The 23,359-nt window shown below is 69.9% G+C and carries 20 protein-coding genes; 10 read left to right on the forward strand and 10 right to left on the reverse strand.

Annotated features, from left to right (window positions below; translation table 11 throughout):
- Nucleotides 1-25: 25 nt before the first annotated feature.
- The 3 genes from dnaJ to ACIREI_RS20185 all read left to right on the forward strand — a co-directional run bounded on the left by dnaJ (nucleotide 26) and on the right by ACIREI_RS20185 (nucleotide 2,627).
- Entirely contained in the window at nucleotides 26-1,207 is a 1,182-nt protein-coding gene (dnaJ, locus tag ACIREI_RS20175; protein ID WP_403334477.1) for a molecular chaperone DnaJ, read from the forward strand.
- Nucleotides 1,208-1,212: 5 nt separating this feature from the next.
- Complete coding sequence (locus ACIREI_RS20180; protein WP_403334479.1) at nucleotides 1,213-1,665, forward strand: heat shock protein transcriptional repressor HspR; 453 nt, start codon at nucleotides 1,213-1,215, stop codon at nucleotides 1,663-1,665.
- Between the two features lie 125 nt (nucleotides 1,666-1,790).
- Nucleotides 1,791-2,627: an NAD(P)H-binding protein gene (locus ACIREI_RS20185; protein WP_403334481.1), complete on the forward strand. Its 837-nt coding sequence runs from the start codon at nucleotides 1,791-1,793 to the stop codon at nucleotides 2,625-2,627.
- Nucleotides 2,628-2,914: 287 nt separating this feature from the next.
- On the opposite strand, the gene ACIREI_RS20190 is transcribed toward ACIREI_RS20185, so the two are convergent.
- From ACIREI_RS20190 to ACIREI_RS20200, 3 genes are all read right to left on the reverse strand, one after another.
- Entirely contained in the window at nucleotides 2,915-3,427 is a 513-nt protein-coding gene (locus tag ACIREI_RS20190; protein WP_403334483.1) for a hypothetical protein, read from the reverse strand.
- A 185-nt stretch (nucleotides 3,428-3,612) separates the two neighbouring features.
- Nucleotides 3,613-4,137, reverse strand: a complete 525-nt coding sequence (locus ACIREI_RS20195; RefSeq protein WP_403334485.1) for a hypothetical protein — start codon at nucleotides 4,135-4,137, stop codon at nucleotides 3,613-3,615.
- Between the two features lie 72 nt (nucleotides 4,138-4,209).
- Complete coding sequence (locus ACIREI_RS20200; protein WP_403334487.1) at nucleotides 4,210-5,958, reverse strand: PA14 domain-containing protein; 1,749 nt, start codon at nucleotides 5,956-5,958, stop codon at nucleotides 4,210-4,212.
- Between the two features lie 304 nt (nucleotides 5,959-6,262).
- Between ACIREI_RS20200 and ACIREI_RS20205 the strand changes: the two genes are divergently transcribed.
- Nucleotides 6,263-7,381 carry a sugar ABC transporter substrate-binding protein gene (locus ACIREI_RS20205; protein ID WP_403334489.1) on the forward strand — a complete coding sequence of 373 codons (1,119 nt, stop codon included), beginning with the start codon at nucleotides 6,263-6,265 and terminating at the stop codon, nucleotides 7,379-7,381.
- A 94-nt stretch (nucleotides 7,382-7,475) separates the two neighbouring features.
- Entirely contained in the window at nucleotides 7,476-9,146 is a 1,671-nt protein-coding gene (locus tag ACIREI_RS20210; protein WP_403334491.1) for a PA14 domain-containing protein, read from the forward strand.
- 71 nt (nucleotides 9,147-9,217) lie between these two features.
- Here the strand turns inward: ACIREI_RS20210 and ACIREI_RS20215 are convergent, their stop codons facing one another.
- The 3 genes from ACIREI_RS20215 to ACIREI_RS20225 are packed head-to-tail and all read right to left on the reverse strand — an operon-like array spanning nucleotide 9,218 to nucleotide 12,547.
- Nucleotides 9,218-10,072, reverse strand: a complete 855-nt coding sequence (locus ACIREI_RS20215; protein ID WP_403334493.1) for a transglutaminase domain-containing protein — start codon at nucleotides 10,070-10,072, stop codon at nucleotides 9,218-9,220.
- A 1-nt stretch (nucleotide 10,073) separates the two neighbouring features.
- Nucleotides 10,074-11,006, reverse strand: a complete 933-nt coding sequence (locus tag ACIREI_RS20220) for an alpha-E domain-containing protein (protein ID WP_403334495.1) — start codon at nucleotides 11,004-11,006, stop codon at nucleotides 10,074-10,076.
- Nucleotides 11,003-12,547: a circularly permuted type 2 ATP-grasp protein gene (locus ACIREI_RS20225; RefSeq protein ID WP_403334497.1), complete on the reverse strand. Its 1,545-nt coding sequence runs from the start codon at nucleotides 12,545-12,547 to the stop codon at nucleotides 11,003-11,005. The genes ACIREI_RS20220 and ACIREI_RS20225 overlap by 4 nt, the downstream gene beginning before the upstream one ends.
- Before the next feature lie 432 nt (nucleotides 12,548-12,979).
- On the opposite strand from ACIREI_RS20225, the gene ACIREI_RS20230 reads away from it, so the two are divergent.
- On the forward strand, nucleotides 12,980-14,059 hold the full coding sequence (locus ACIREI_RS20230; RefSeq protein WP_403334499.1) for a LuxR C-terminal-related transcriptional regulator: 1,080 nt from the start codon (nucleotides 12,980-12,982) through the stop codon (nucleotides 14,057-14,059).
- Here ACIREI_RS20230 and ACIREI_RS20235 read toward each other — a convergent pair.
- Nucleotides 13,986-14,999 (reverse strand): LuxR C-terminal-related transcriptional regulator, encoded by a 1,014-nt coding sequence (locus ACIREI_RS20235; protein WP_403334501.1) that lies wholly within the window; start codon nucleotides 14,997-14,999, stop codon nucleotides 13,986-13,988. The genes ACIREI_RS20230 and ACIREI_RS20235 overlap by 74 nt on opposite strands.
- A complete protein-coding gene (locus ACIREI_RS20240) occupies nucleotides 14,996-16,033 on the reverse strand; it encodes a helix-turn-helix transcriptional regulator (RefSeq protein WP_403334503.1) in 1,038 nt (345 codons plus the stop codon). The genes ACIREI_RS20235 and ACIREI_RS20240 overlap by 4 nt, the downstream gene beginning before the upstream one ends.
- A gap of 277 nt (nucleotides 16,034-16,310) precedes the next feature.
- Between ACIREI_RS20240 and ACIREI_RS20245 the strand changes: the two genes are divergently transcribed.
- Entirely contained in the window at nucleotides 16,311-16,646 is a 336-nt protein-coding gene (locus ACIREI_RS20245) for a hypothetical protein (protein ID WP_403334504.1), read from the forward strand.
- Between the two features lie 190 nt (nucleotides 16,647-16,836).
- Here the strand turns inward: ACIREI_RS20245 and ACIREI_RS20250 are convergent, their stop codons facing one another.
- Nucleotides 16,837-17,250: a pyridoxamine 5'-phosphate oxidase family protein gene (locus ACIREI_RS20250; RefSeq protein ID WP_403334505.1), complete on the reverse strand. Its 414-nt coding sequence runs from the start codon at nucleotides 17,248-17,250 to the stop codon at nucleotides 16,837-16,839.
- A gap of 130 nt (nucleotides 17,251-17,380) precedes the next feature.
- Here ACIREI_RS20250 and clpB point away from each other — a divergent pair, with 130 nt between their 5' ends.
- Complete coding sequence (clpB, locus tag ACIREI_RS20255) at nucleotides 17,381-19,978, forward strand: ATP-dependent chaperone ClpB (protein WP_403334507.1); 2,598 nt, start codon at nucleotides 17,381-17,383, stop codon at nucleotides 19,976-19,978.
- A 158-nt stretch (nucleotides 19,979-20,136) separates the two neighbouring features.
- A complete protein-coding gene (locus tag ACIREI_RS20260; RefSeq protein ID WP_403334509.1) occupies nucleotides 20,137-20,670 on the forward strand; it encodes a YbjN domain-containing protein in 534 nt (177 codons plus the stop codon).
- A gap of 155 nt (nucleotides 20,671-20,825) precedes the next feature.
- On the opposite strand, the gene ACIREI_RS20265 is transcribed toward ACIREI_RS20260, so the two are convergent.
- Nucleotides 20,826-22,016 (reverse strand): pyridoxal phosphate-dependent aminotransferase, encoded by a 1,191-nt coding sequence (locus ACIREI_RS20265; RefSeq protein WP_403334510.1) that lies wholly within the window; start codon nucleotides 22,014-22,016, stop codon nucleotides 20,826-20,828.
- 783 nt (nucleotides 22,017-22,799) lie between these two features.
- Between ACIREI_RS20265 and ACIREI_RS20270 the strand changes: the two genes are divergently transcribed.
- Entirely contained in the window at nucleotides 22,800-23,357 is a 558-nt protein-coding gene (locus ACIREI_RS20270; protein ID WP_403334512.1) for a DUF2617 family protein, read from the forward strand.
- Nucleotides 23,358-23,359: the final 2 nt, after the last annotated feature.

Here is a 23,359-nt window from a genome sequence, read left to right on the forward strand (position 1 = left end):
ACTACGGGAAGGGGGTACGTCGAGGATGAGCACCAAGGACTTCATCGAGAAGGACTTCTACAAGGTCCTCGGCGTCCCCAAGGACGCCACCGAAGCCGAGATCAAGAAGGCGTACCGCAAGCTCGCTCGCGAGTACCACCCGGACGCCAACAAGGGCAACGCCAAGGCGGAGGAGCGCTTCAAGGAGATCTCCGAGGCGAACGACGTCCTCGGCGACCCCAAGAAGCGCAAGGAGTACGACGAGGCGCGCGCCCTCTTCGGCAACGGCGGCTTCCGCCCGGGGCCGGGCGGCGCGGGCGGCTCCTTCAACTTCGACCTGGGTGACCTCTTCGGAGGCGGCGCCCAGGGCGGGCAAGGGGGAGCCGGCGGCTTCGGCGGCGGACTCGGTGACGTCTTCGGGGGCCTGTTCAACCGCGGTGGCACGGGTACGACCCGTACCCAGCCCAGGCGCGGCCAGGACATTGACACCGAGGTCAGCCTCAGCTTCACCGAGGCGATCGAGGGGGCGACGGTCCCGCTGCGGATGTCCTCGCAGTCTCCCTGCAAGGCCTGCGCCGGCACCGGCGACAAGAACGGCACACCGCGGGTGTGCCCGACCTGCGTCGGCACCGGCCAGGTGGCGCGGGGTTCCGGTGGCGGCTTCTCCCTCACCGACCCGTGCCCGGACTGCAAGGGGCGCGGCCTGATGGCCGAGCACCCCTGCCTGGAGTGCAAGGGCAGCGGCCGGGCCAAGTCGTCCCGGACCATGCAGGTCCGCATCCCGGCCGGGGTCTCCGACGGCCAGCGCATCCGGCTGCGCGGAAAGGGCGCACCCGGTGAGCGCGGCGGCCCGGCGGGCGACCTGTACGTCACCGTGCACGTCGCCGCGCACCCGGTGTTCGGCCGCAAGGACGACAACCTCACGGTGACCGTCCCCGTGACCTTCACGGAGGCGGCCCTCGGCGGCGAGGTCAGGGTCCCCACCCTGGGCGGACCGCCGGTCACCCTGAAACTGCCGCCCGGCACCCCCAACGGCCGCACCATGCGGGCCCGGGGCAAGGGCGCGGTCCGCAAGGACGGCACCCGCGGCGACCTCCTGGTCACCGTCGAGGTGAGTGTTCCGAAGGACCTGACGGGGAAGGCTCGTGACGCACTGGAGGCGTATCGCGAGGCGACCGCGGGCGAGGACCCGCGGGCGGAGCTGTTCCAGGCCGCGAAGGGAGCATGAGTCAGATGGACGGTCGTCGACGCAACCCGTATGAACTGACCGAGGAAACCCCGGTCTACGTCATCTCGGTGGCGGCCCAGCTCTCCGGCCTGCACCCGCAGACGCTGCGCCAGTACGACCGTCTGGGCCTCGTGTCTCCGGACCGCACGGCCGGCCGGGGCCGCCGCTACTCGGCCCGCGACATCGAACTGCTGCGCACCGTCCAGCAGTTGTCGCAGGACGAGGGCATCAACCTGGCCGGCATCAAGCGCATCATCGAACTGGAGAACCAGGTCGCCGCGCTCCAGTCCCGGGTCGCCGAACTGCAGTCGGCCCTGGACGGCGCGGCGGCGGCGATGCAGCAGCGCGAGGCGGCGGTGCACGCGTCGTACCGTCGGGATCTGGTGCCGTATCAGGAGGTCCAGCAGACGAGTGCGCTGGTGGTGTGGCGGCCGAAGCGGCAGCAGTCGTCTGATTGACGGAGCGTCAACTCGGGCCCCTGGGCCCGCAGGTTCACGGATTCACCGGATCCACGGATTCACCGGAACCTGCGGGCCCAGGGCTTTTTGACCTCAAGCTCGGTTGAGGTCCTAACGTCACGCTCATGATTCTCGTGACCGGAGCCACCGGAAACATAGGCAGCGCCCTCTTGAAGGAACTCCGGGGGACGGGCGCGGGCGGACCGTTGAGAGGGCTCACCCGGGACGCCGCGCGGGCCGTGTTCCCCGCGGGGGTCGAGGCGGTCGAGGGCGATCTCGCCCGGGCGGCTTCACTGAAGCCGGCGCTGGACGGGGTGCGTTCCCTGTTCCTCGTCTCGCGCGTGGGCCCGGACGCGGAGATCCTCGACGCCGCCCTGCGGGCGGGGGTGGAGCATGTGGTGCTGGTGTCGTCCATCACCGTGCTGACCCATCCGCGCCTCGGCCCCGCCGCGGAGAACCTGGCTGTCGAGCGTCTGCTGCAGGACAGCGGTATGGCATGGACGATCCTGCGGCCGACGCAGTTCGCCTCGAACGCCTTGTGGTGGGCGGGGGCGATCCGCGGCGGCGAGACGATCCGTGTGCCCTATGCGGACATCGGCCTGCCCACGATCCACCCCGCGGACATCGCCTCGGTGGCCCGGGCGGCGCTGACCGAGCCCGGCCGTCGAGGACGGACGTACGCGCTGACCGGCCCGGAACGGATCACCGCCCGGCAGCAGGTCGAGACCCTCGCGGAACTATTGGGCCGGGAACTGCCGTTCACCGAGATCAGCCGGGCGGAGGCCCACCGTGACTTGGCCGCGTTCATGGGCGACGAGACCGCCGACGCGGTGCTCGATGTGACGGGCGGCGACGTCAACGACGAACTGCTCCTGGTGCGGGACACCGTTTCCCGGATCACCGGTGCCCCCGCCAGGACGTTCCGGCAGTGGGCGTCGGAGAACGCCGCCACTTTCCGCTGAGCTTCTGGTCGATGTGCAGGTCGTCGCGGCTGCGGGGGCGTGACGGCGGTGAGGAGGCCGCCTGCCTCGGGGAGCGCCCCAGGGCTGTACACCTCAGTGCGAATCCCCGCGCGTGCGGATGTAGCGCCAGCCGAAGTACAGCGTCGCCAGCGCTCCGCCGATCGCACCAGCCCAACACAGTGCGATTGCCCATAGGTCCTTGTTTTCCGTGAGCCATAGCAGGCTCACTACGACCAGCGCTATGGAGAGCGCGAATCGCTCTCCATAGCTCCAGTCATGGCGACCGGTCAGTCCCCGTTTGCTGTGCATGTGTAGGTCACGCCCCTCATTTTGATATCCGTCCAGCCTATCTTCGTGTTGAGGGGGGCGACATCAGTGCCGCCGCCACCGCCGCCACTGTCCTTCTTACGGCAGTAATAGCCGAGCGCATCGAGCTTCTTGAGATCGCTCATCGCGTGGTACTTCTTGTACGACGCGATCATGGCGGCCCGCCTTTGCGCAGGCGTGGCTTCCTTTGCCTTCGAGTACAAATAGCATCCAACGGCGGCACCGATTCCTGCCACCGACGCACCCTTGGCCAGCGCCTTGGCGAGACCTGCCGCGCCAGTGCCGATCCCCAGGATCGTGCAGATGTCATTGGCGTCGACGCGAACGTGTCCTGCCGTTGTCGCCCGCGCGACCGTTGCGGTCCTCTCGCCTTCCGGTGAAGCTGCATGTGCGGCGTTCGCGCCAATGCCGCAAAGCGTGCCGGTCATAGCGACGGAAATCGCGGCGGAAATTCCCTTGCTTCGTATGCTCACGAAGTCGATCCCCCATTTAATTCGCAATTACTGGTCAGGCAATTGCTTGATCAATTACGGGGGACGCTACCAGTGGTCACATGCCTACGCAATGGCGAACTTTGCTCGCAGGGAAACTCCTTAACGTTTCCTTACCGAGGCCTCACTTACCGGAAACGGCACGGTTGGAGACGGGCGGGGCCGGCCTAGGGAATCAGGTCGCCGATCGCATCGCCGACCAGCATCCACATCGGCTGGGCGCCCGTGCCGAACGCGGCGGCGAGGGCGTAGCCCAGGGCGGCATCCGTGGCGTCAGGCGCGGTGTCAGGCCCGGATTCCGGTCGCCACTCCGCCGTCACTGCCCCGTCGCCCTCGGAGCAGAAGTTCCCCAACCGCCGCCCGTCCCGCAGGAACTCGCTCCCCGGCAACGAGTCGGGCACCAGCCGCCAGACGTGGCCCGCATGCCGGACATCGACCCGGAACGAACGCCGGGTCAGCCGGCCCTTGGCGGGGCGCACGGAGGCTTCCTCGCCGTCGACGGTGAGGGTGAGCCGGCCGCCGTCCCGGGTACCGACGGGGATGTGGTCGTCGGTCTCGGTGCCGGCGGCACGGCTCAGCACGATCCGCGGTAGCGCCTCGCCCCCGACGACGACTTCGCCCCGCTCGGTGTCCAGACGGACGGTGAGCGGGCCGAACAGGCTGTCCTCGACGGGGGTTTCAGTCACGGTCATGCGGATGATCTTCGCAGGTGGGGCAGGGGGCAGGGGGGCAGGGGGGCAGGGGGCAGGGGGGGCAGGGGCAGGTCAGGCGGCGGGTGCGGTGACCGTCCAGTCGCCCGCGGGCACGGACTCGGTGCCGTCGGCCTGCACACCGGTCACCCAGTAGTAGGACGTGGTGCCGCGCCGCGCGCCCGTGTCGGAGTACGTGAAGGCACCGGCCGGAAGTTCGGCGATCTTCTCGTACGCCGAGGAGGCCGGGTTCCACCGGTAGACGCGGAAGCTCTCCGCGGGGTCGGTGGACTCCTCCTCGCCCGCGCCGAGCCCGGACCACTCGAGGCGGTTGCCCTCGTCGCCCTCCGCGCCCGTGGCCGTCAGGCGCAGCGGTGAGCCCTCGGGCGTCGCCACGCTCGGCGTCATGTCGAGTTCGGTGACCCGCACGGCCTGGATCGGGTCGTCGCTCCACTTGTTGGCGGAGTTGCCCTCGTCGTCCACGGCGTCGACGAAGAAGCAGACCTCGTCACCGTCGGGGAGCGTGGTGTAGGCGTAGGAGGTCTTGTCGGGGGAGACGTAGTCCACCAGGCTCGCGGCGCAGACCTGTTCGCCCTCGTCGCCCCACAGCTCGCCCCAGTGGATCGTGTAGTGCCGCAGATCCCCGGCCGGGCTCTTGTCCCAGTCCAGCTGGAAGCCGTACTCGGTCGGCGTGACGTTCAGCCCGGTGACCAGCGGCGGCGGGTCGTTGTCCCAGATCTTGCCCCGCTGGGGCTCGGTCAGGGCGGACTCGTTGCCCGCCGCGTCGACGGCCGAAAGCCGGTAGTAGTACACGGTGCTCTCGACGGCCGAGGTGTCCAGGTAGGACAGCTGGTCCGTGCTCGCGACCTCGGCGTACGTGCCGTTCTGGCTCGCCGCCCGGAAGACGCGGTACGTCGCCGCGTCCGCGACCTTGTCCCAGCCGACCAGCAGTCCGCCCGTACCCCCGGTCGGGGTCACCTCGCCCGTCGCGCTCGTGATGGTGGGCACGCCCGGTGCGGTCCGGTCGGCGGTGGTGACGGCCTGGTCCGCGGTACCGGTCGAGACGTTGCCGGCCTTGTCGTAGGCGCGGACCTCGTAGTAGTAGACGTCGCCGGTGACCGGGAGGGTGGCGTCGGTGTACGTGGTCGTGGCGGTGGTGGTGGTCGCAAGAGGCGTGCCGGGGAAGGCGGTCCCCTTGAGGCGGCGGAAGACGCGGTAGCCCGCGAGGTCCATCTCCTTGTTCTTCGCCCAGGTGAGCTTGGCCTTGCCGGTCGTGGCGTCGTACGACACCGACGTTCCGGTCGGAGTCAGGGGCTTGACCGTGTCGACGGACGCCGAAGTGCGCGGCGTGTAGCCGAACTTGACCTTCGCGCTTCCGGTCCAGTTGGCGAAGTCGATGCGCAGGGTGTGCTTGCCGGAGGGAATGGTGACGTTGACGGTCTTGCTCACCGTCGTCGACACGTTCTTCCACAGGTCGATCTTGCGGACACCGTCCAGGTAGACGCGGATGCCGTCCTGTGCGGAGGCGGCGAAGGAGAACGGTCCGCCGGAGCCGAAGTCCCGTGTCACGGTCCAGCGGACGGAGAAGTTGTCCTTCGGCAGACCGGTGACGGGAACCCCGCTCCAGCTCTGGTCGATGGCGCTGTCGCAGTCCGTTTTCTTCGCGGTGCCCGAAAGGGTCGTATTCGCGAAGAACTGCCGCTTGAAGACGGGTGAGGTGCAGGTCACGGCGGCGGACGCGGGGGTCGTCGCGAGCAGGGTGCCCGCGGTGGCGAGCACGACCGTCGTCGCAGCTGCGGCGGTCGTACGTCTGGCTGGGTTCATTCGATCCTCTGGTCGAGTGCGGGACAGCGGTCGGGGAGCTGTCCTGATCACGACTCGTGAGGAATGGCATTGGTTGTACGGATCTTGGTCGACCCTTCGAGCAAGGTTCGATGGAGGGTGTGTAATGGGCGTTTGGAGGGGTTCCGTGTTGTCTTCACATGGGCAGCGGAGCGTGGTGTTGCGCACTCGTTAAGTAGTTCCGCTTGACGCTGGGGGCCGTCGCCGCGTTGTCTTTTCAGACATCTGGGCGCAATGGCGCGTCCGAGTCCCGAAGGCATCAGAAGTGAGCTCCTCTATGCGTCCCATGCGCCCCCTGCGCCGCACCGCCACAGCCGTGGCCGCCGCGTCGACGATGACCCTTTCGCTGGCCGCGTGCGGGGCACTGGGCGTCACCGGGGACAGCACTGAGGCGAGCCCGACCAAGGGCAACGACATCACCGTGGGACTGCTGCTGCCGGAGACGGCGAACACGCGCTACGACAAGTTCGACTACCCCATCATCCGGAGCAAGGTCCAGGAGCTCACGGACAAGCAGGGCCGGGTCGTCTACCTGAACGCGGACGCGGACGCGAAGAAGCAGGAGAGCCAGCTGCAGAAGATGATCGACGACCAGGTCGACGTCATCCTGCTGGACGCCGTCGACGCGAACGCCATCGCCGACGGCGTGCAGAAGGCCAAGGACGCCGGGATCCCGGTCATCGCCTACGACCGCCTGGCCGAGGGGCCGATCGACGCGTACGTCTCCTTCGACAACGAGCTGGTCGGCGAGGTGCAGGGGCGCAGCCTGCTGGAGGCCATGGGCCCGAACGTGGACTCCTCCGACAAGATCGTCATGATGAACGGCTCGCTCACGGACCCGAACGCCAAGCAGTTCAAGGCGGGCGCCCTCTCCGAGCTCAACGGCTCGGTGGACATCGCCAAGTCCTACGACACCAAGGACTGGAAGCCGGAGAACGCCCAGGCCAACATGGCTCAGGCGATCAAGTCCATCGGCGTGAACAACATCAAGGGCGTCTACTCCGCCAACGACGGCATGGCCGGCGGCGTCATCAAGGCCCTGAAGGCCGCGGGCGTCACCGAACTGCCCCCGATCACCGGCCAGGACGCCGAACTGGACGGCGTCCAGCGGATCGTGAGCGGCGAGCAGTACATGAGCGTGTACAAGTCGTACCCGCAGGAGGCGGAGAGCGCCGCGGAGATGGCCGTGGCCAAGGTCCAGGGCAAGGACATCCAGTTCGACTCGCTCACCCAGGACCAGGTCGACAGCCCGACCCACAAGGGCATCCGGGCCCTGCTGGTCCCCGTGGTCGCCCTGACCCAGGACAACATCAAGGAGACCGTCGTCGCCGACGGTATCTACAAGATGTCCGAAATCTGCACCGCCAAGTACAAGGCCGACTGCCTGTCCATCGGCCTGAAGTAGCCTCCGCGGCTGACGTACAACCAACCCCGCCCCTCGTGAGTCGTGATCAGGACAGCCCACTGGCGGGCTGTCCTGATCACGACCTGAGGACTGAATGAACCCAGCCAGACGTACGACCGCAGCGGCCGCGTCCGCCGTCGTACTCGCCACCGCGGGCGGCCTGCTCACCGCCGTCGCCACGCCCGCCTCCGCCGCCGTGACCTGCACCTCGCCCGTCTTCAAGCGGCAGTTCTTCGCGAACACCACCTTCTCCGGTACGCCGAAGAAGACCGACTGTGACAGTGCCATCGACCAGAGTTGGAGCGGGGTTCCCGTCACCGGTCTGCCGAAGGACAACTTCGGTGTGCGGTGGACGCTGACGCGGGACTTCGGTTCCGGCGGGCCGTTCTCCTTCGCCGCTTCCGGGCTGGACGGCATCCGGGTGTATCTGGACGGTGTCCGCAAGATCGACTTGTGGAAGAACGTGTCGACGACGGTGAGCAAGACCGTCAACGTCACCATCCCGTCCGGCAAGCACACCCTGCGCGTCGACTACGTCAACTGGACCGGAAGCGCGAAGGTCAAGTTCGGCTACACGCCGCGTACTTCGGCGTCCGTCGACACGGTCAAGCCCCTGTCCCCGAGCGGGACGTCGGTGTCGTACGACGCCACGACCGGCAAGGCCAAGCTCACCTGGGCGAAGAACAAGGAGATGGACCTCGCGGGCTACCGCGTCTTCCGCCGCCTCAAGGGGACCGCCTTCCCCAGCGCGCCCCTGGCGACCACCACCACCGCCACGACCACGTACACCGACACCACCCTCCCGGTCACCGGCGACGTCTACTACTACGAGGTCCGCGCCTACGACAAGGCCGGCAACGTCTCGACCGGTACCGCGGACCAGCCCGTCACCACCGCCGACCGGACCGCACCGGACAAGGTCACGGGGCTGTCGGCACTGGGCACCACCGCCGGTAACTCGCTGATGTGGCAGGCCGCTTCGGCGAAGGACGTCGACCACTACGAGGTGTGGGCCGCGCCCGTGGGGGAGGCGGATCCGGACGGGCCGCAGCCGGTCTGGGGCACGTCGTGGACGGACACCACGGCCGACCCGGGGAAGGCGTACACCTACACGGTGCAGGCCGTCGACGCCGCCTCGAATTCCGCTCCGCTCTCCGATCCGGCGACGGTCACCCGACCCGTGGCGTCCGGCGTCCCCGCCCCGACCGCGGTGCAGGCCACGCCCGCCGACGCGCACACCCGCCTCACCTGGGCCCCGGCCGAGGGCGACACCACCGGCTTCCGTGTCTACCGGCGCACCGAGGCCATCGGCGGCTGGGCGCTCCTCGGCAGTGCCGGTGCGTCGGAGACGTCGTACGACGACACCTCCGCCCCGCAGGGCAAGGCGTACTACTACGTCGCCGCCGTCGACAGCGCGGGCGCCGAGTCGGTGCCGTCCGGCGAGGTCGTCGTCGACCGGCTCACCCCGGCCACGGCGAGCGGGCCGGCGGCGCCGCGGCTGACGTTGGTCTCCGCGGGCGGCACCCGGTTCCCCATCCAGGTCACGGCCAAGCCCGGTGCCGGGGACGAGGGGCGCCTGCTGAAGGGGTACTCCTGGGAGATCGACGGTGCCTGCGGGTCCAGCGGTACGCGGCTGAGCACGACGGGCGGCATCGAGTGGATACCGCCGTACAACGGCCCGTGCATGGTCACCGTGTACGCCGTGGACGCCTATGGGCGGGTCGGTGAGCAGAGCTCCTCGCTGGAGTTCATGGTCGCCCGCTGACGCGCGAACGGCCGGGAGGGAGGCCGCACCAGCTCAAGCCCCTCTCCCGGCCGTCACCCGCCCCGGTCCGCTCACGCCACCCGCGTGAACTCCACCGTCACTTCCGGCGGCCCGCCGGGCACACCGCGGTAGATGCCCTTGTGCGGGGTGACGTCGTCGTAGTCGCGGCCGCGGCCGACGACGACGTGGGACTCGTCGGCCCGCGTCCGGTTGGTGGGGTCGTAGCCGCACCAGTCGCCCGCCCAGTACTCGATCCAGGCGTGGCTCTGCCCGGCGACCGGCCGGTGCAGCTCCGCCTCCCGCTCGGGATGGAGGTAGCCGGAGACGTAGCGGGCGGGCAGGCCCACGCCCCGCAGCAGCGCGATCGTGAGATGGGTGAGGTCCTGGCAGACGCCCGCGCCCTGCTCCCAGGCCTCGGTGGCGGAGGTGTTCACGCTCGTGGTGCCGGGGAGGTAGGACACCCGGTCGGCGACCAGCGTCGACACCGCGAGCGCCGTCTCGTGCGGATCGAGCCCGGCCGCCGCTTCCCGCGCCTTGTCGAGGAGCGCATCGGGGACGGTCGTGCGGGAGGTCGGGCCCGCGAACTCCAGCAGCCGGGAGGACGCCACCTCCTCGGCCAGTTCCCGCCAGGTGGGCGCCTCGGGGAGCGGGCCCGGCGGGTGGGTCTCCACCAGGCTGGACGCCGTGATGGTGAGGTCGGCGTGCGGGTCCATCAGGTCGAAGCCGGTGACCTGGGTGCCCCAGTAGTCCCAGTACGCCCAGGTGGTGGCCGTCGGGCTGACGGTGACCCGGGCGTCCAGGGTGGTCTGGCCGGGCAGCGTCAGCGGGGTCATCCGGACCTCGTTGTGCGAGGACGCGGCCGGCTGGGCGTACGAGACGCGGGTGATGTGCTTGATGCGGAGACGGCGAGTTCCCTGGGCGGTCATCTCACGCTCCTTCCTGGGCCCACTCGACGGGCCCCTGGTACGGGAAGAACCGGTCGGCCACCGCGTCCGCCGAGGCGATGCAGGCCTGCTGCAAGTCCCTCAGCAGCTGGGGCAGTTGGTCCTCCAGCGCGTGGGTGTCCAGGTATTCGAGGCGGGTGCGCATCCGGCCGATCGGGCGGCGCGCCGGGTCCTGGCGGGGACGGCCCAGCGCCGTGAGGCACTCCTCCGCCGTGGTCAGCGCGTGCAGCGCCGAGCGCGGGAAGTCGCGGTCGAGGAGGAGGAATTCGGCCACCCTCGGCGTGTCGCCGAAACCGCCGTACACGCGCGCGTACGCCTCGTCCGCGCCGGACGCGCTCAGCAGGGTCGGCCAGTCGGGCGCGTGCGCGGCGTCCAGCACCCGCACCGACAGCAGCCGTACGGTCATGTCCACCCGCTCCAGGCTGCGGCCCAGGACGACGAAACGCCAGCTGTCGTCCCGGCTCATCGTGGAGTCGGCGAGCCCGAAGAACAACGCCGCGCGGCGTCGCACGAGTTCCAGGTAGGCGTACGGGCCCGTCCGCCGGGCCGCCAGCCGCTGGTCGGCGAGCGCGTGCCACGTCGAGTTCAGGCACTCCCACATCTCCGACGACACCGCCTCACGGGCGCTGCGCGCGTTCAGCCGGGCGGCGCCGAGGGCGCCCTCGATCGAGCCGGTCGAGCGGGCGTCGAAGGCCAGCTGGTCGAGGACCTGCTGCATGTCGACGGGCCGGCCGCCGGCGTCCATGCCGAGGATCGCGTACAACGACCGGCACGCCACGTCCTCGTCACGCCAGGGGTCCTCCAGCATGCGGTGGAGGTAGGCGTCGAGGATGCGGCCCGTGGCGTCGGCACGCTCGACATACCGTCCGGTCCAGGTCAGAGCCTCGGCGATACGGGAGAGGATCACGTCGTTCACTGCTGTTGCGCCCCTTCCTGTACGACGGTGGGGGCGCCGTCGGGTCCGAGCTGACGCGGCGCGACGGCGAGCGGATCGCCGGCGCTGAGGGGCGCGGGCGACTCCGTCGGGCCGTCGGCCAGCACCCAGGTGTCCTTGGAGCCGCCGCCCTGGCTGGAGTTGACGATCAGGTTGCCCTCCTGGAGGGCGACCCGGGTGAGGCCGCCGGGCAGCACCCAGACATCGTTGCCGTCGTTGACGGCGAAGGGCCGCAGATCGATGTGGCGCGGTGCCATGCGCTCGCCCGCCAGAGTGGGCGAGGTGGACAGGGCGACGGGGCGCTGGGCGATGAAACCGCGCGGGTCGGCGATGACGGCTTTGCGAGTGCGTTCGATCGTGTCACGGTCGGCCTTGGGCCCGATGACGATGCCCTGGCCGCCGGCGCCGTCGACGGGCTTGATGACGAGCTGCTCGATCTGGTCGAGGACGGCATCCAACTGGCCTGGCTCGTCGGGCCGGTACGACTCCACGTTCGGGAGGATCGGCTCCTCGCCGAGGTAGTACCGGATGAGGTCCGGGACGTACGTGTAGAGCAGCTTGTCGTCGGCGATGCCGTTCCCCACGGCGTTCGCGAGTGTGACCGTCCCCGCCATGGCGGCGCCCATGATGCCCGGGCAGCCGATCACCGAGTCCGGACGGAAGTGGAGGGGGTCCAGGAAGTCGTCGTCGAGCCGCCGGTATACGACATGAACGGGCACCTCACCGCGCGTGGTCCGCATCCACACCCGGTTGTTGCGGCACACGAGGTCGTGCCCCTCGACGAGCTGCACACCCATCAGCCGGGCCAGCAGGGCGTGTTCGAAGTAGGCGGCGTTGTTGGGTCCGGGAGTGAGGACGACGACGCGCGGATCGTCGGTCCCGTCGGGCGCGGCGGCCCGCAGGGCGGCGAGGAGCCGCTGGGCGTAGCCGTCCACGGGCAGCACATGCTGCTCGGCGAAGAGGGAGGGGAAGATCCGCGTCATCGCCCGCCGGTTCTCGATGACGTACGAAACCCCGCTGGGCACGCGCACATTGTCTTCCAGCACCCGGAAGTCCCCGGCCTCGTCCCGTACTAGGTCGATCCCGGCGACATGGATCCGCACCCCGCCCGGTGGCTCGACCCCATGGGCCGCTCTGTGGAAGTGCGGGGAGTTGAGCAGCAGCCGCCAGGGCACGACGCCGTCCTCGAAAGCGCGGGCGTGCCCGTAGGCGTCGGCGAGGTACGCCTCCAGGGCGCGCACTCTCTGCCCCACCCCGCGTTGTATGAGATCCCACTCGAGCGCGTCGAGGATCCTGGGCACGAGGTCCAGCGGCCAGGGCCGCTCCTCGCCCGCGAAGGCGTACGTCACGCCCCTGTCGGTGAACGCCCGGGCCATCTGGTCGGCCCGGAAACGCAGTTCACTCGGCTCGATCGGCTGAAGTGCAGCCAGCACCGGCTCATAGGCGGCCCTGACCTCACCCGGCCGCTCAAACATCTCGTCCCACGCGTCGGCCAACGCGTACGCGTCAAATATGTCCGCCATGGCCTGACGTTAAGTGGGGTGTGTAACACGGCGATCACTGGGGGATTTCCGGGAGGTGCACGCGGAAGCGAAGGCTCCGGGTGCCGGGGGCGGTCGGTTCACCCATTCGTGTGCGGGATTTGCGCGCACACGGCGAAGGCCGGGCGCCACACCATCAGCTTGTTGCAACTCGACGGACGGAGGCCCGGAAATAGCGGGACGTACAGGTGGTTTACGGCGGCCGGCCCGGCGCGAGCCGTGTTGCGGAGCACGGCCTGTCCGCGCATAGTTGCGCTGCGGAAGCGCGAGCGAACCGTAGGCCCGAAGGGCTGAGCACGGTGGGCCTGTCGACCAGGGCCACGCCCGGCCCGGGTGTCCCGGCGCAGGTGTCGACACCGCGCTCCGGAGGTGGGCGAGCCGGCGAAAGAGGCAGGAACCGGGGGTGGATGGGCGATGGCCGGGCAGGGGGCGCAGGAGCATCCACACGGTGCCGACCGGCTGTGCGCGGCCGGGGATCGCGTGTATTCCCGGGCGGTACGGCACGGCCGGGTGCCGCGCCGGGACGCGGACCCGGTGCCCTGCCTGCTGGATCTGGCGCTGCTGCACCCCGACCCCGACGACATGGACTGGCTGGTGCCGACGTCCCCGCAGGAGGTCATGACCCGGCTGCTGCGCGGGGTGTACGACGAGGTCAGCGCGAGCCGGCGGCGGATGGGCTCGGCGGTGGCGGCCTTCGAGTGGTACGCCCGGCTGGGCCCGCAGCCGGCGCGGGCGCCCGGCGCGGAGGGCACGGCGATCCGGGTGCTCGACGGGGCCTCCCGTATTCAGGCCGCCCTCGACGAGGCGACCCAGGCGTGCGCGACGGAGGTGCTGACCGTGCAGCCCGGCGGCATCCGTCCCGAGCACGAGCTGACGGAGGGGCTGCACCGGGCGATGGCGCTGCGGGGTCGGGGCGTGCGCATGCGGGACCTGTACACACACGTCGCCCGGCACGGCCACGGGCTGCTCAACTACCTGGAGCTGATGGGCGATTCGGTGGAGGCCCGCACGCTGGACGAGGTGATCGACCGGCTGATCCTCTTCGACCGAACGGTCGCGTTCATCCCGGCGAACGCGGACCGCACGATGGCCCTGGAACTGCGGCATCCGGCGCTGGTCCACTACCTGGTGACGGTGTTCGAACGGCTGTGGCGGCTGGCGATCCCCCTGACGGCGCCACTGCCGGACACGGGCATCGAGGGCATCTCCCACCGCGAACAGTCCATCGCCGCGCTGCTCGCCGAGGGCCATCAGGACGCGGTGATCGCGGAGCGGCTGGGGATAAGCGTGCGTACCTGCCGGGCGCACATCGCGCGGCTGTCGGAGACGCTGGGGGCGGCGAGTCGTACGCAGTTGGGGGTGCGGATCGCCCAGGTGGGACTGGACCGGTCGCGCGCGTCGTCGTCGGAGGCGGCGGTGATCAGCCTCGCCGGGGTGCCGGGGGCTCCCGGGGTTCCTGCGGTTCCTGGTCAAGAATCCCCGACCGGCCGATGAGATAGCCGAGTTGGGCCCTGCTGTCGCTGCCGAGCGTCGCCGCGAGTTTGGCGATGTGGACGCGGGCGGTGCGGACGTTCATGCCGAGACGGTCGGCTATCACGGCGTCGGTGTGGCCTTCGACCAGGAGGGCGGCTATCGCGCGCTGGCGGGGGGTGACTCCGTTGAGGGTGGGCTGCTGGACGGCTTCCGGGTACATGGGGGTGGCCAGGCGCCAGAGGCGGTCGAAGGTGGTGGCCAGGTAGGTGACCAGGGCGGGGTTTCGGATTTCCAGGGCGAGGGTGCGGTCGCTGCTGGCGGGGATGAAGGCGACGGCGCGGTCGATGACGATGAGCCGGTCGGTGACCTCGTCGAGGGTACGGGCCTCGGCATCGCCTCGCAGTTGTTCGTACCGGCCCATGACGGCGAGTGAGTGGCGCTGCGTGTGCTGGTAGAGGGTGCGGATGCGGCCCCCGCGGTCCAGCAGGCCCTGGTCTCGCCCCAAGGACTCGGCGAGGCGGGCGGCCGACTTGGTGCCGTAGTGGGGCTGAATGGCGAGGAGTTCCCCGGAGGCGGCTGCCATGGCGTCGGCGATGGCCAGGTTGATCCGTTCGAGGCCCCTCAGGAGACTGACCCCGGTGGGCTCCGCCGGGTTCGCCTGTTCGATGTCGAGCGCCAGGAGCGGCTCGAACGCCTCGGTCAGCCGGCTTTCGGCCCGGCGCCGCTGGGCGATGTCCTCGGCGATGGGCCGCAGCAGCCTCGGGAGGACCAGGGCGGGAGCCACGGGCTTCAGCCGGCGTGGGTCGTCGGTGTCCGGGCGGAGCAGGTCGGCGTGCAGCAGGCAGGGCACCGGCGAGGCGGCGCGCTCGGGCACGGATCCCTCACGCAGGGCACGGGCGTACACCTCCAGGCCCGCTTCGCACGGGTTCTCCGGGTCGTGGCCGTGCGCCTGTGCCGTCACGCCCGGGTCTCTCCCGTTGCCGTGCGCTGGTCCTGGTTGAGGATCCCTGACTGGGCTATCAGGAAGCCGAGCTGGGCCCGGCTGCCGCTGCCCAGGGCCGTGGCCAGCTTGGCTATGTGGGCGCGGCAGGTGCGTACGTTCATCCCCAGGCGGCGCGCTATGGCCTCGTCGACGTGGCCCTCGATGAGGAGTTTGGCGATGGAGTGCTGGACGTCGCTGATGCCGTCGGCAGCTGTTTCGTACGGGGTCCCTACTTTCAGGGGCACCGCGCGCGCCCACATGAACTCGAAGACCTTGACCAGGTAGCGGACCAAGCCGGGGTGACGGATCTCCAGAGCCACCTGTCGGTCTTCTCGTATGGGGATGAAAGCCGCAGTCTCGTCGCAGATGATGAGGCGCTCGACGAGCTCGTCGATGGTGCGGACCTCTACCTTGCCGTTGGAGATCTGCTCCACGTATGCCAGAGTCTCGGGGCTGTGCCGCGCGGTGTGTTGGTACAGCGTGCGGAATCGGACTCCGCGTTCGATCAGAGGCCTGTCACGGTCCAGGCCTTTGACGAGGTTCCCCTCGCGTCGGCGGCCACCGGGCTGCACCGTGAGCACCTCGGTTTGACACTCGGAGGTCGCCAGGTTCAGTGCCGCGTTGATCCGGTCCCGGCCCTCCAGCACCGTGATGGCGTGGGTTGTCGCGGTGCTCTGCGCGCTGGCGGCCATGTACGGCTCGAAAGCATCGGCCAGCTGAACGGACAGACGCCTGCGTTCCGTGATCTCTCGCTCGAGGGGATAGAGATGCTGAGCCAGAGCTATCGACGGCGGTACGGGACGCAGCCAGTTCGCGTCATCAGGGTCCGGGTGCAGGAGGTCGAACTCCATCAGGCATGGGGCACACTCCACGTCAGCCCGGGCGATGCGGCCTGCGCGGAGCGCGCTCGTGTAGAGCCGGTTGCCTTCGTCGCACAGGTCGGTTATGGCATGGGGATGTCCCGCTTGCATACCATTTGTGCCCAATTCTCCACCCCCCAGGGTCCTGAACATGCAGGAACATGATGCATCGATAGTGTGGCCATGACGTGCCTGAATAAGCCATCGTCTTGTCCGACGGGGGAAGAGGAGACCATCGAGTGAGGACGAAGCCGACTATGCGTAAGAGAATGCTTCGCTCGGTTCTTGCCGCTGCTCTTTCCGCCGTCGTTGTTTTCGGGGTCGGGAGCGGCCTGGTCGGCAAGGCGAGTGACGTGCGGGCGGTCAGTAGCTCGGCTGCGGTAGCCGGCGGTGGCGAGCACACCGAAGACACCTCCTGGGACTGATCGCGATGACGACTCCACCCGACGACCGCTCCTTCCGCAGAGAAATGGCCACCGCCTACCGCTCCGGCTGGCACTTCATCGACCTTGTCACCGCGATCCCCCACCCCGGTGACTCGTTGATGGTGACAGTCTTCGGTGAGCCGGTCGTCGTCACGCGGGACGAGGACGAGGACGTACGGGCTTACCGGTGTCTGCGGCGGCCTCGGGGGGCGCCGCAGCCCGTGCGGTGTGCCATCCGGTACGGAATGATCTTCGTCAACCTGGATCAGCGCGACCACCGACTGGTGGAGCCGGAAGCCCCGGCCCAAAGGACCATCTCAGCCACCCCCCGCAGTGCCTGACGCGATTCCCCCGTCGTAACAGATCGCTCAGGTGCTTCCCCCCGCAGCGGCGTCACCGTGACCTGAACACGGTGACGCCGCTGCAGTTTTCGGAGGACATTTCCCCGTATCGAGCAGTTCCTGCGGTGGCTGAAACCGGTCGCCCGGTATCCGGCCGACCCGGCACCCCGGCCGACCCGGCACACCCCGGTCACCCGCGCCCCATCCCCCGCCGCAACTCGATCTCGATCACCACTCGGTCGGGATTCGGCGCCGGCGTCCGCCCGTACCGCTGTGCGTACCGCCGTTCCGCCTCCGCGACCCGCTCGCGCTCGGTCCGGACCCGCGCCATCCCCTCCAGCGTCGCCCACCGCCCCCCGTCCACCTGGCACACCGCCACCCGCGCCCCCTCCGGGCCGGCGGCCAGTACATGGCCCACCTTCGCGCTCGACTTGTTGGTGATCACCCGAGCAAGTCGCGCCTCGGGGTCGTATGTGACTCCGACGGGTACGACATGGGGGGTGCCGTCCGGGCGCAGTGTCGTCAGAGTGCACAGGTGCCTCTCCTGCCAGAAGGTGAGGTACGGCGCGTCCGGCGCGCCCGGGTCCTGCGGGTGTGCGGCCATGGTCCGGAAACCTAGCCGCCGCAAGCCTCCTCGACCACCTTGAGCGGAATAGACTCAACTTTGTGTACGCTGACTCAGTCAGTACTCAGTCGGTACTGCGAGACGCTGACGCCAGGAGGAGAACGCCAACGTGGACGCCGAGCTGACCAACAGGAGCCGGGACGCGATCAACGCGGCCAGCAACCGGGCCCTTACCGAGGGCCACGCGGACCTCACCCCTGCCCACCTGCTCCTCGCTCTGCTCCAGGGGCAGGACAACGAGAACATCGTCGATCTTCTCGCCGCCGTCGACGCCGACCAGGCCGTCGTGCGCGCCGGTGCGGAGAAGGTGCTCGCCTCGCTGCCCAGCGTGACCGGGTCCACCGTCGCGCCCCCGCAGCCCAACCGCGAGCTGCTCGCCGTGATCGCGGACGCCCAGGCGCGGGCGAAGGAGCTCGGGGACGAGTACCTCTCCACCGAGCACCTGCTCATCGGCGTCGCGGCCAAGGGCGGACACGCGGGTGAGGTGCTCAGCCGGCAGGGGGCCACTGCGCAGAAGCTGCTGGACGCCTTCCAGAAGGCGCGCGGCGGGCGCCGGGTGACCAGCGCCGACCCCGAGGGGCAGTACAAGGCGCTGGAGAAGTTCGGCACCGACTTCACCGCCGCCGCCCGGGAGGGCAAGCTCGACCCCGTCATCGGGCGGGACCAGGAGATCCGGCGGGTCGTGCAGGTGCTGTCCCGCCGTACCAAGAACAACCCCGTCCTCATCGGTGAGCCCGGCGTCGGCAAGACCGCCGTCGTCGAAGGGCTCGCCCAGCGCATCGTCAAGGGGGACGTGCCCGAGTCCCTCAAGGACAAGCGGCTCGTCGCGCTCGACCTGGGTGCCATGGTGGCCGGGGCCAAGTACCGGGGTGAGTTCGAGGAGCGGCTGAAGACCGTGCTCGCGGAGATCAAGGGCTCCGACGGGCAGATCATCACCTTCATCGACGAGCTGCACACCGTCGTGGGCGCCGGTGCCGGTGGGGACACCGCCATGGACGCCGGGAACATGCTCAAGCCCATGCTCGCGCGCGGTGAGCTGCGCATGGTGGGTGCCACCACGCTGGACGAGTACCGGGAGCGGATCGAGAAGGACCCCGCGCTGGAGCGGCGGTTCCAGCAGGTGCTGGTCGCCGAGCCGACCGTCGAGGACACCATCGCGATCCTGCGCGGGCTCAAGGGGCGCTACGAGGCCCACCACAAGGTGCAGATCGCGGACAGTGCGCTCGTGGCGGCGGCGACCCTCTCCGATCGGTACATCACCTCCCGCTTCCTGCCCGACAAGGCCATCGACCTCGTCGACGAGGCGGCCTCCCGGCTGCGGATGGAGATCGACTCGTCCCCGGTCGAGATCGACGAACTCCAGCGCGCCGTCGACCGGTTGAAGATGGAGGAGCTCGCGCTGGAGAAGGAGACCGACCCGGCCTCCCGCGAGCGCCTGGAGCGGCTGCGCCGTGACCTCGCCGACAAGGAGGAGGAGCTGCGGGGGCTGACCGCCCGCTGGGAGAAGGAGAAGCAGTCCCTCAACCGCGTCGGCGAGCTGAAGGAGAGGCTCGACGAGGCGCGCGGGCAGGCCGAACGCGCCCAGCGCGACGGCGACTTCGACACCGCCAGCAAGCTGCTCTACGGCGAGATCCCGGCCCTGGAGCGGGACTTGGAGGAAGCCTCGCAGGCCGAGGAGGCAGCCGCCAAGTCCACGATGGTCAAGGAGGAGGTCGGCTCGGACGACATCGCCGACACCGTCGCAGCCTGGACCGGCATTCCGGCCGGGCGTCTCCTGGAGGGCGAGACGCAGAAACTCCTGCGCATGGAGGAGGAGTTGGGCAAGCGGCTCATCGGGCAGACCGAGGCCGTGCGGGCCGTGTCCGACGCCGTACGGCGCACCCGCGCCGGCATCGCCGACCCCGACCGGCCGACCGGCTCCTTCCTCTTCCTGGGCCCGACCGGCGTCGGCAAGACCGAACTCGCCAAGGCCCTCGCCGACTTCCTCTTCGACGACGAGCGGGCGATGGTCCGCATCGACATGTCGGAGTACAGCGAGAAGCACAGCGTGGCCCGGCTGGTCGGCGCGCCCCCCGGGTACGTCGGCTACGAGGAGGGCGGCCAGCTGACGGAGGCGGTGCGCAGGCGGCCGTACAGCGTCGTGCTCCTCGACGAGGTGGAGAAGGCGCACCCGGAGGTCTTCGACATCCTGCTCCAGGTGCTGGACGACGGGCGGCTGACGGACGGTCAGGGCCGTACGGTCGACTTCCGCAACGCGATCCTGGTGCTGACGTCGAACCTGGGCAGCCAGTTCCTGGTCGACCCGATCACCAGCGAGGCCGAGAAGAAGGAACAGGTGCTGGAGGTGGTCCGGGCCTCCTTCAAGCCGGAGTTCCTCAACCGGCTGGACGACCTGGTGGTCTTCTCGGCCCTGATGAAGGACGAGCTGGGCCGCATCGCGCGGCTCCAGATCGACCGCCTGGCCAAGCGGCTCGCGGAACGCCGCCTCACCCTGGAGGTCACCGACGAGGCCCTGGCCTGGCTCGCCGACGAGGGCATGGACCCGGCCTATGGCGCCCGCCCCCTGCGCCGCCTCATCCAGACCGCGATCGGCGACCGTCTGGCCAAGAAGATCCTTGCCGGCGAGGTCAAGGACGGCGACACGGTCCGGGTGGACACCTCCGGGGACGGGCTGACCTTGGGCCCGGCGGCCGGAAAGACACTGTGACCCGGCAGGAAGCCGTCATCGCGGGTACCCGGTGGGTCCGGGTACCCGCACGGAGTGACCGGATCGAGTCAGCCGAGGGCTGACAGCCCCGTCCGGGCTTGCCACCCCCCTCCCCGCATGGGGGAGGATGGCGGAATCCGTACGAAGGGAAAATCACGGTGAGCATCGACCCGTCCTCGATTCCGAACTTCGGGGGTCAGCAGCAGCCGCAGCCCGGCCCGCCGCCCGGCCCCGTTGTCCCGGATCAGGACCTCGTGAAGCAGCTCCTGGACCAGATGGAGCTGAAGTACGTCGTCGACGACGAGGGTGACCTCGCGGCGCCGTGGGAGCAGTTCCGTACGTACTTCATGTTCCGCGGCGAGGGCGACCAGCAGGTCTTCTCGGTGCGGACGTTCTACGACCGGCCCCACCAGATCGACGAGAAGCCGCAGCTCCTCGAGTCGATCGACGACTGGAACCGCCGGACCCTGTGGCCCAAGGTCTACAGCCACACGCACGACGACGGCACCGTCCGCCTGATCGGCGAGGCGCAGATGCTGATCGGCACCGGCGTGAGCCTGGAGCACTTCGTCTCGTCGACGGTCAGCTGGGTGCGGGCCGCCATCGAGTTCGACAAGTGGCTCGTCGAGCAGCTCGGCCTGGAGCAGGAGATCAACGAGGCGGAGAAGCCCGAGGACGAAGACGGCGAGTAAGCCGCGACAGCAGGCGTGGCCCACGGCGGCGTACCGGCGAACACGACCGGGCACGCGCCGCGGGCGAGGCAGAGCCCGGCCCAGGGCACCGGCCGGCACGGCCGCGTGCCGGGCCGGGCTCTCGCCGTCCACAGCCTGTGGACAACTGTGGGGCCTCAGCCCGCCAGGGCCTTGAGCCGCCGCACCGCCTCCTCCAGCACCCCCGTCTGCTTGCAGAACGCGAACCGCACGAACGGCGCCCCCGCCTCCCGGTGGTCGTAGAAGACCGCGTTGGGGATGGCGACCACCCCGGCCCGCTCCGGCAGCGCCCGGCAGAAGGCGAAGCCGTCGCTCTCGCCGAGGGGCCGGATGTCGGTGGTGATGAAGTAGGTGCCGGCGGGCTTGAAGACCTCGAACCCCGCCTCCGTCAGCCCCGCCGCCAGCAGGTCCCGCTTGGCCAGCATGTCCGCGCGGAAGGCCGCGAAGTAGCTGTCGGGCAGGGCGAGCGCCTCGGCGACCGCGTACTGGAACGGCCCCGACGAGACGTAGGTCAGGAACTGCTTCGCCGACCGCACCGCCGTGACCAGGCCGGACGGCGCGGTCACCCAGCCGACCTTCCAGCCGGTGAAGGAGAACGTCTTGCCCGCCGACCCGATGGTCACCGTCCGCTCCCGCATCCCCGGGAAAGTGGCCAGCGGCAGGTGCTCGGCGTCGTCGAAGACCAGGTGCTCGTACACCTCGTCGGTCACCACGAGCAGGTCCCGCTCGACGGCCAGCTCGGCGATCGCGGCCAGCTCCTCGCGGGTGAGGACCGTGCCGGTCGGGTTGTGCGGGGTGTTGATCAGCAGCAGTCGGGTGCGGTCGGTGACGGCGGCGCGCAGCTCGTCCAGGTCGAGCCGGAAGCTGCCCTCGCTCGGCCGCAGGGTGACCGGCACGCGCGTGCCGCCCGCCATGGCGATGCAGGCCGCGTAGGAGTCGTAGTACGGCTCGAAGGCGATGACCTCGTCGCCGGGCTCCAGCAGCGCGAGCAGTGTGGCCGCGATGGCCTCGGTGGCGCCCGCGGTGACCAGGACCTCCGCGTCCGGGTCGTACGACAGCCCGTAGCGCCGCTCCTGGTGCGCGGCGATCGCGGTGCGCAGCTCGGGGACGCCGGGTCCCGGCGGGTACTGGTTGCCGCGCCCGTCCCGCAGGGCCCGTACGGCCGCCTCACGGACCTCCTCGGGGCCGTCGGTGTCGGGGAAGCCCTGGCCCAGGTTGATGGACCCGGTCCGCAGGGCCAGCGCGGACATCTCGGCGAAGATCGTCGTCCCGAACTCGGCGAGACGGCGGTTGAGCAGGGGGCGCGAGGTGGAGGTCATGCCGGTCATCCTGCGCCCAAGCTCTGGAGTTGCTCAACTCTGCTTTGGGTCGTGAGACGGCCGGGCATCTCACTGCCACGCACCGAGCGGGAGGCGCCCACGGGGGGACGCCTCGGTCCGCTTCGGGGGAACGGAAGGAGGCTGACGCCATGACCACAGTATTCGTGGGGGCGCTGGTCGCAGTGGGGTTCGTGGTGATCGTCGTGTCCATCGCACGCGCCGGCGGTGGCGGTTCGGCCCACCGCACGCGTAGTCGCCGGGGGAGCTCGCACGACAGCTCGGGCGCGTCCGGCGGCAGCTGGTGGGCCGGCGGGGGAGACGGCGGCTCGGGGGGTTCGTCCTGCGGAGGCGGCTCGTCCTGCGGAGGCGGGTCGTCCTGCGGAGGAGGGGGCGGGGGCGGATGCGGTGGCGGAGGCAGCTGACACGGGGCAGCTGAGTTCCCCCAGGGGGAACCGCATCCGGAAGGAGCGGGGCCGGTGCCTGGACCGGCCCCGCTTTGCTGTTTTCCGTACGGCTTTCGCGGCGGGCAGATGCGCCCCGGCGTACGCCGGGGTTGAACAGTTGAGCTGATAAGCCCTCTGAGGGATGGAAACCCTACGAACTTGGGTAAAAACGCTGTGACGGCGCCACCGTTCATGATTCAGTGAAATTCACCAACGCAGCCCCTCGGACGTCCCGCGGACACCTCTTCTGACCGGCCGACTGGGCTGACCCGGCCGACCTCCCGGTGTCGGCCGGGGGTGCGCCGGAGACCGATACCTCCCTTTCCTTGCGTGCTAGCGGAGCCCATCCATGCTCACGACCCTGAACACCGCCTATACCGACACGCGCGCGGCAGACCTCGCCTGGGCCCTGGGGCGGGAGCCGCTGCCCGCACTGGCCACCCTCGACCTCGAACTGACCGGCGCGAAGCTCGAGTTGAGACTGCTCGGCGCGTCCCATCAGGTACTCCTGCAGGAGGAGCGGGGCATCTGCTCGGAGACCGTGGCATGCATGCCGGGCAGCAGCACGCCGCTGCCGCTCGGGGTGGCCAAGCGGGTGGGCGACTGGGAGTACGAGTTCGCGGCCCGGGTGGAGGTGCTGTCGCCGGGTCAGTTCGCGGGCCGCGCACAGGAGTTGCTGGCCCTGGTGGCCGACCACCCGCACGGCCTCGCCGGGGTGTTCCCCGGCAGCCCGCACGCCTTCACCGCGCTGCTGGCCCAGCACCACGAGGGGCAGATGCACTGGCGTACGTGGCACGCGTATCCGCAGGACGGGCAGTTGGTGGCCACCCGGACACGGGTGGGGGTGCGGGTGGTGTCGGGTACGTCCCGGCGCCGGGGAGGGGATCTCAGCCCGTCCGGCGTCTGAGG

Source organism: Streptomyces sp. NPDC093591 (assembly GCF_044764885.1).
Classification (GTDB): Bacteria; Actinomycetota; Actinomycetes; order Streptomycetales; family Streptomycetaceae; genus Streptomyces.